At 32.6% G+C, this 7365-nt stretch carries 6 protein-coding genes; 1 reads left to right on the plus strand and 5 read right to left on the minus strand.

All coding sequences use genetic code 11. The features are described from left to right. Positions 1–457: 457 nt before the first annotated feature. The 5 genes from AC13CQ_RS00100 to AC13CQ_RS00120 form a co-directional block, all read right to left on the minus strand. Positions 458–964 (minus strand): DUF3347 domain-containing protein, encoded by a 507-nt coding sequence (locus AC13CQ_RS00100; RefSeq protein WP_008616041.1) that lies wholly within the window; start codon positions 962–964, stop codon positions 458–460. Positions 965–974: 10 nt separating this feature from the next. After that, positions 975–2201, minus strand: a complete 1227-nt coding sequence (locus AC13CQ_RS00105) for a TolC family protein (protein WP_008616050.1) — start codon at positions 2199–2201, stop codon at positions 975–977. Positions 2202–2399: 198 nt separating this feature from the next. Then, positions 2400–5558 carry an efflux RND transporter permease subunit gene (locus AC13CQ_RS00110; RefSeq protein WP_394359007.1) on the minus strand — a complete coding sequence of 1053 codons (3159 nt, stop codon included), beginning with the start codon at positions 5556–5558 and terminating at the stop codon, positions 2400–2402. Positions 5559–5604: 46 nt separating this feature from the next. Then, the gene (locus AC13CQ_RS00115) at positions 5605–6087 is read right to left on the minus strand and encodes an efflux RND transporter permease subunit (protein ID WP_394359005.1); all 483 of its coding nucleotides are present in this window, start codon (positions 6085–6087) and stop codon (positions 5605–5607) included. A 101-nt stretch (positions 6088–6188) separates the two neighbouring features. Beyond that, positions 6189–6602 carry an HYC_CC_PP family protein gene (locus tag AC13CQ_RS00120; protein ID WP_008616052.1) on the minus strand — a complete coding sequence of 138 codons (414 nt, stop codon included), beginning with the start codon at positions 6600–6602 and terminating at the stop codon, positions 6189–6191. 120 nt (positions 6603–6722) lie between these two features. On the opposite strand from AC13CQ_RS00120, the gene AC13CQ_RS00125 reads away from it, so the two are divergent. Next, entirely contained in the window at positions 6723–7031 is a 309-nt protein-coding gene (locus tag AC13CQ_RS00125; protein WP_008616053.1) for a DUF6660 family protein, read from the plus strand. The last annotated feature ends 334 nt before the right edge of the window (positions 7032–7365 follow it).

Below are 7365 nucleotides of genomic sequence, written 5' to 3' on the forward strand. Positions count from 1 at the left end.
ATTTTACAATCCAATTCTTTTAAAACCTTGAGGATTTTGTCGTAATTTGCTTGAAAGTTGTGCATATAAATTATAGTGTGGTTACTACAATTTACTGCATTTTAGCAGTTTGCACAACTTTTTCTAAATGCACAACGGGTAAAGTTAAGTTATTTTTTTAACTACCTCGTGTGTTTATTCCGAGGTAGTTAATTGTATTTTAAAAAAAGCTTACGCTCTAAATAAATTATTTTATCATTAATGTCCGATTAAAAATACAAGACTGCTTCGCTGTAAGAGAAAAGAACAAAGACTAAATCTTAACTATTACAAAGTGAGTAGTTTAAAAAAATAATATTAATAAACTCCTCTTTTTATTCATTTTTCTTAATAGCAAGGGGGCTATTTTAAAACCTCTATTAACCCTTGATATATGTGGAATGCAATAAACGCTGTCTGCTTTTATCGGACAACAATATTATTTAATCACTTCTTTAACAGTACCACATTTCAGCATTTTTTCTCCAAAATATGGATTGCTAACAGCTTCTTCTTTTGAAAACCAATAGCCCCCTGCATTATTAAAAGCCATTGGGCAGTATTGTTTATATATTTCTCCATTTTCAAGATTCGATTCTATAAACGGTTGAATGGCATTAGTAAGCTCAGAAAATGCTTGACGTTGCTCTTCAAGATTTTCACTTACAGCAATTTTTTTACTGAGATTTGAAATATCTATATAATTATTGCTGATGGTTTCCGAGAGCATTTTACCTCCTTTTTTAGCCTCACTTACATTGCCATTAGTAAGTGCCGTTTTGATGTGGGTATAATGTTGAAAAGCTTTGTCTGCTAAATCATTTTTAAAAGCAATAGCAACTGTCTTTGTTTCAGACGATTTAGAATTGGAATCTTTACATGAAATAACAAATATTCCAATAGCTACTAAAATTCCGATTTGTGGTATAATTCTCATTTTTTTCATGATATAATATTTAATTGTTTGTAATATAATTAATTAGTGCGCTTTGCAAATAGTAGTTTTTAATGGCTTCTATTTCATTGAGTTGAATGTTAAGTTGTAATTCTAAAATATCTAATAAATCATTAAAATTTATGGTTTCAGTTTCATAATTCTTTATCAGAATTTCTTCAGCATTTACTGCTTGTTCCATATTTTTTTGCTGTGTTTCATAGCTAATTCTAGCATTAGTTCTGTTTTTTGAAGCTATTTCTAAATACGTAGTAAGCTGGTTTATTTTTAATGCTTTTTGCATTTCAATTTCTTCTTGTTGTAATTTGTTCTGAAGGGTTTTAGAACGAATACTCTTATTAAAGATAGGAACAGAAATGGAAACCATAGGCATAAAAATATCTTTTCCATTATCGAGAACATCCATATCTGTACGTTCAGAAACATTAATGTAATCCAGTCCAATTCCTAAATTAGGACCATTACTTTTTTGGTTGAGTAGCTCTGCTTGGGTGACCGAATTATACAAAGCGTCATATTTTAAGAGCTCTGGATGAAGTTGTAGATTATCTATTTCTATTTCTTCTGTCTGCGTTGGAATTTCCAAGGCGGAGATTACCGCCACATTATTTTCTTTATCCTGATTTAGAAGTAAGTTGAAGGCTACTAATTCCCCTAAATATTCCTGCTCAAAAACTCTTCTCTTTTCATCTAATTCATTTTCCCGAATTTGTAGCTGCAATACTTTTACTGCAGAAGTTTTTCCTACTTCAACTCCTGTTAAAGCAATTTGTTCGTAATGTTTTAATAAGTCTATTTGTTCTTTTAAAACCTCTTGCTTGGCTTGTAATGCATATAATTTATAATAAGATTCTGTTACAGTTAGCATTAATTTTCGTTTAGCAATAGTAATTTCAGTATACGAAGCATCTGCTAGAGAACTACTATAATTTTCTCGAGCAGTAATTGTTCCAAACCAAGGGAGCATTTGCTTTACCGATAATTTAAAGCGTTGAGGGCCTGTTCTTGTTTCTGGTTCACTTACAAAATAGCCTGCGCCAAATTCTGTATTTGCAAGTGTAACCGATTCATTAGTTTTTTCCTCAGCAATCTGATGTTTTAACTCAAAAGATTGAATTTCAGGATTGTTTTTTAAAGCCACTTCGATATAATCGTTTAGACTTTGCGCATAACTTACACTTGTTATAACAAGCAATCCAATTGTTATGATGTATTTTATATGTATCATTAGTAACTTGTTGTAGTTAAAAAAGTTAAAAGTGAAATAGTTAAAAACGTTAAACTGTTTTGTATGTTTTTCATGCTCAATAACTTTTAAAATTCTTAATTCTTAATTCTTAATTCTTAATTCTTAATTCTTAATTCTTAATTCTTAATTCTTAATTCTTAATTCTTAATTCTTGATTCTTGATTCAAAATTCATAGTTTATAATTCTTTTTCCTTTTTCCATCCAAATAAAACAGGCACAACAAATAGCGTAATTAATGCAATGAGCATGCCTCCAAAACTAGGAATAGCCATAGGAATCATAATATCGCTTCCTCTTCCAGACGAAGTTAAAACAGGTAGCAATGCCAAAAGGGTAGTAGCGGTAGTCATTAAACAAGGTCGAATACGTTTTTCTCCTGCTTGAATAACAGCACTTCTAACTTCTTTTACTGTTGTTGGTTGTTCTCGTTTAAAAGTTTGTGTTAAATAGGTGGCCATAACTACCCCATCGTCGGTTGCAATGCCAAACAGCGCTATGAATCCAACCCAAACGGCTACGCTTAAATTTATAGGATGCATTTGAAAGAGCTCTCTAAGGTTTTCTCCAAAGAAAGAAAAGTTCATAAACCACGACTGCCCATAGAGCCAAATTAGTATGAAACCACCGCCAAAAGCTACTGCAATTCCGCTAAAAACCATAAAAGATGTAGTAGCCGATTTAAACTGAAAATATAAAATTAAAAAGATGATGATTAAAACTAATGGAACAACAAAAGATAAAGTTTTCTCAGCTCTAAGCTGGTTTTCATAAGTTCCTGTAAATTTATAGCTAATCCCTTCTGGTACTTTTAACTCGCCCGATTCAATATGTTTTAAAATGCTTTGTTGCGCATTTTCAACTACATTAACTTCAGCAAAATTTTCCATTTTATCAAATAAAACATAGCCAACTAAAAAGGAATCTTCGCTTTTAATTACTTGCGGTCCTCTTTCAAATCTAATGCTTGCCAATTCGTTTAATGGAACAGGGTTTTCATTTGCTACTGGAACATATATTTTTTCTAAATCGGCTGTACTAGCTCGCAATTCTCTTGGGTAACGTACGCGGATATTATACCGCGCTCTACCTTCCACGGTTTTACTTAACACTTTTCCACCAATAGCTACCTCAAGAATTTCTTGTACTTTTTCAATAGAAATACCATATCTGACCAGCTTTTCTCTATCAATATCTATTAATAAATATGGTTTTCCAATAATTCTATCTGCAAATACAGCTTCTTTTTTAACACCTTTAGTATTTTTTAAAATCTCTTCTAGCTGTACTCCAAATGCTTCTATGGTTTTTAAATCATTTCCTTTTACTTTTATCCCCATTGGTGCTCGCATTCCTGTTTGTAACATAACTAAACGCGTTTCTATGGGTTGTAATTTTGGTGCAGAAGTAATCCCTGGAAGCTTTGTAGCTTCTACAATTTCAGTCCAAATATCGTCTGGAGAATTGATATGGTGACGCCAATTTCTAAAATATGCTCCTTCATCATCAACAATTAAATTGTCTGAAGTTATATTTAATTTTTCTGATGAATGGTTTCCATCTTTTGTAAATTTTCCATTTTTAAGCTCAAATAAACCTTCACTATTTACTTTAAAACGTTGAGGCTTTCCGCTCTCGTTCAATATATATTCTGATTTATACTGAATAATATTTTCGTACATGGAAAGTGGAGCAGGATCAATAGCAGAGTTTGTTCGTCCTGCCTTTCCAACTACTGTTTCGATTTCTGGAATATTTGCAACAGCCATATCGAGCTGTTGTAACACTCGTTTATTTTCTTCAACGCCAGCATGAGGAAGGGAAGTTGGCATTAGTAAGAAGGTTCCTTCATTTAAGGAAGGCATAAACTCTTTTCCAGTATTCAGCATGATACTAACTCCTAATACAATTATTAAGGTAGGAAGGGAAAGAAAAAGAATTCTATTTTCCATTGCCCAAGTAAGAATTCGAGTATAATAGTTACTGAAAATTTTGAAAACTCCTAGTAGTCCAAAACAAATTAAGGCTACAAAAACAAAGTTTAAAATCCAATTTTCTTGAAACCCTAAGGGTCGCCAATAAGAGGCCAAAAGAGCTGTGATAGTGAATATGATAATTCCCAGTTGCCACCATTTGGTATGTTCTTTTTTAACTTTTTCTTTGATGGTTAGAATAGATAGGATACCAAAAGCAACAAGTGCTAGTCCAATAAAATATCCATAGAAAATAGCAACCCCTCCTATTAAAATACTGAAGATATGAATTAGGAAAGAACTCTTCTTTTTCCAAGCTCTTTTTTTGAATAAAATAGCAGCAAAAGGTGGAATTAAAAACAGCGCTACAACAATAGAAGCGGCTAATGCCATAGTCTTTGTAAACGCTAGTGGGCGAAATAATTTTCCTTCAGCGCCTACCATAGTAAACACAGGGATAAAACTAATTATAGTAGTAAGAACTGCTGTTATAATAGCGCCAGAGACTTCTGTAGTTGCATTGTAAACAATGGTGTTTATGGATTTTTTTCCTTCGGAAGTTTCCAAATGTTGAATAATATTTTCAGATAAAATAACCCCTACATCGACCATCGTTCCAATGGCAATGGCAATTCCAGAAAGCGCTACAATATTAGCATCTACATGAAAGAGTTTCATTGCAACAAAAACCATAAGTACGGCAACTGGAAGCAATCCAGAAATTAGGATAGAAGCTCGTAAATTAAACACCATCATAACAATAACCAGTACGGTAACCAATATTTCTAGTGTTAGCGCTTCGTCTAGTGTGTTTAGCGTTTCTTTTATAAGTGTACTCCGGTCGTAAAACGGAACAATTGTAAGTTTTGAGACAGTACCATCTTTAAGGGTTTTTGTGGGAAGCCCTACACTTATTTCTTTTATTTTTTCTTTGACATTTGTTATAACTTCCATTGGGTTAGCTCCATGTCGAGCTACTACAACACCCCCAACAACTTCAGCGCCTTCTTTATCTAGAATACCTCTTCGAGCTTCAGGTCCGAGAAAGACTTTGGCTACATCTTTTACCTTTATAGAAGTGTAATCTTTTGCGGTAATAACAGCATTTTCAATATCTGAAATAGATTTTACATACCCCAATCCACGTACCAAATACTCAGCTTTATTAATTTCTAAAGTCTGTGCGCCAATTTCTCGATTGCTATTTTTTACTGCATTTACAATTTGTGATAAATTAATATTGTATTGTCGCATCAATTCTGGATTGATGTCGATTTGATATTCTTGTACAAATCCACCGATAGAAGCTACCTCAGAAACCCCACTAGCGCTAGAAAGTCCGAATTTGATATAATAATCTTGGATACTTCGGAGTTCATTTAAGTCCCAGCCTCCAGTAACATTTCCGTTCTCATCTCTTCCTTCTAAGGTATACCAAAAAAACCTGCCCTAGCCCTGTAGCATCTGGTCCTAATGATGGATTGACATCACTCGGGAGTAAATTATTGGGGAGAGAATTGAGTTTTTCTATAATCCTACTACGACTCCAATAGAAATCTACATTCTCTTCAAAAATGATGTAAATATTAGAGAGTCCAAACATAGAGGAACTTCTAATGGTTTTTACTCCTGGAACTCCTAAAAGGGCAGAAGTAAGCGGATACGTAATTTGGTCTTCAATATCTTGTGGAGACCTTCCATTCCATTCGGTGGATACAATTTGCTGATTTTCACCAATATCTGGAATGGCATCTACTGCCACAGGATCATTCGGGATAAAACCAGTATTCCAACTAAAAGGTGCATTTATAACGCCCCATCCTACAATAAAGGCAAGTAATAAAACTGCAACTAGCTTGTTTTCGATTAAAAATTTGATGCTTTTATGTAGCATTATAAACAGAATTTAAACAATTAATGAGTTTGAGATATAATAAAACAGCAGCTTACAAGCATTTGCTTATAGCCGTTTCTACAACACAATTGTTTAAAAAATCAAATTAAGAAAGTACTGTTCTCCAGTTGTATTTCGGAGACCAGCAGGGGAGAGGTATAGTTTTTAAAAGGAACAATGTTTTCTTCTAAACCTTCAAAAACATTGAAAAAAGTATACACATACGAAACCAATAATGCCTGTTGATGGAAAGAGATTTTTTCAAATGAAGATTTAAGTTCTTTTTGTCCTTCAATCACAATATGCTCATCGGTACAACAGTGGCTTTTCATTATATCTTCCGAAGAAGAAGTGCTTTTTTGCATTTCCATCCCACAATCTTTAGCGGGCTTTATTAATGCAATATCAACAAGTTCACTTCCGCAGTAATGCATATCTATAGTGAACGACATGGTTGATAAAAGCACAACCATAGCCATTAAAAAAGTAGCAATATTTTGTAATACGGATTTCATACAAGCGCAAAATTAAGAAAAAAATAGATATGATATTTTGAGTTAACTTAATTTTAATGCTATTTTTGTATCAAACCTTGTTATTATTCTAATAAACTGAATACTAGTATAACATACATTTTGAAGATATTTTTAACCATATTGTCTGTTTATTTTCTCTCACTAAATTTAGTGAGTTGCAGTGATGATGCGGTAAATACAAACGATGTGTCTGTTACAGAAGTAGCTACATCACATACAGATGGTGGATTGGAAATTGATTTTTGCTCTCCGTTTTGCCAATGTAATTGTTGTCATGTTCATGTTACTCCTTCCTCTTTAGTAGGTTATACTATTATTTCACCGGAAATATCTTCAGAAGTAAATCTTCATACAAAACATATTGAAGATCAGTTTCAAAACTCCATTTTGCAACCCCCTCGGGTATAGTATACTTTTTTTATTGGTATTGATTTTTTTTCAGAAGTATTATAAAAGTATTTCTTCTAAAATTTCAATGGCAATACCTCTTATGCTTTATGATTGAAGCATAAAATTTTCATTTCAATATTCAAAAATCATTATTAAAGAAGTATACGATTATGATTAATAAAATCATTGCTTTTTCTATAAAGCAAAAGTTTAACCCGTTGTGCATTTAGAAAAAGTTGTGCAAACTGCTAAAATGCAGTAAATTGTAGTAACCACACTATAATTTATATGCACAACTTTCAAGCAAATTACGACAAAATCCTCAAGGTTTTAAAAGAATTGGATTGTAAAA

The sequence above is a fragment of the Galbibacter sp. L-19 genome (genome assembly GCF_056857615.1).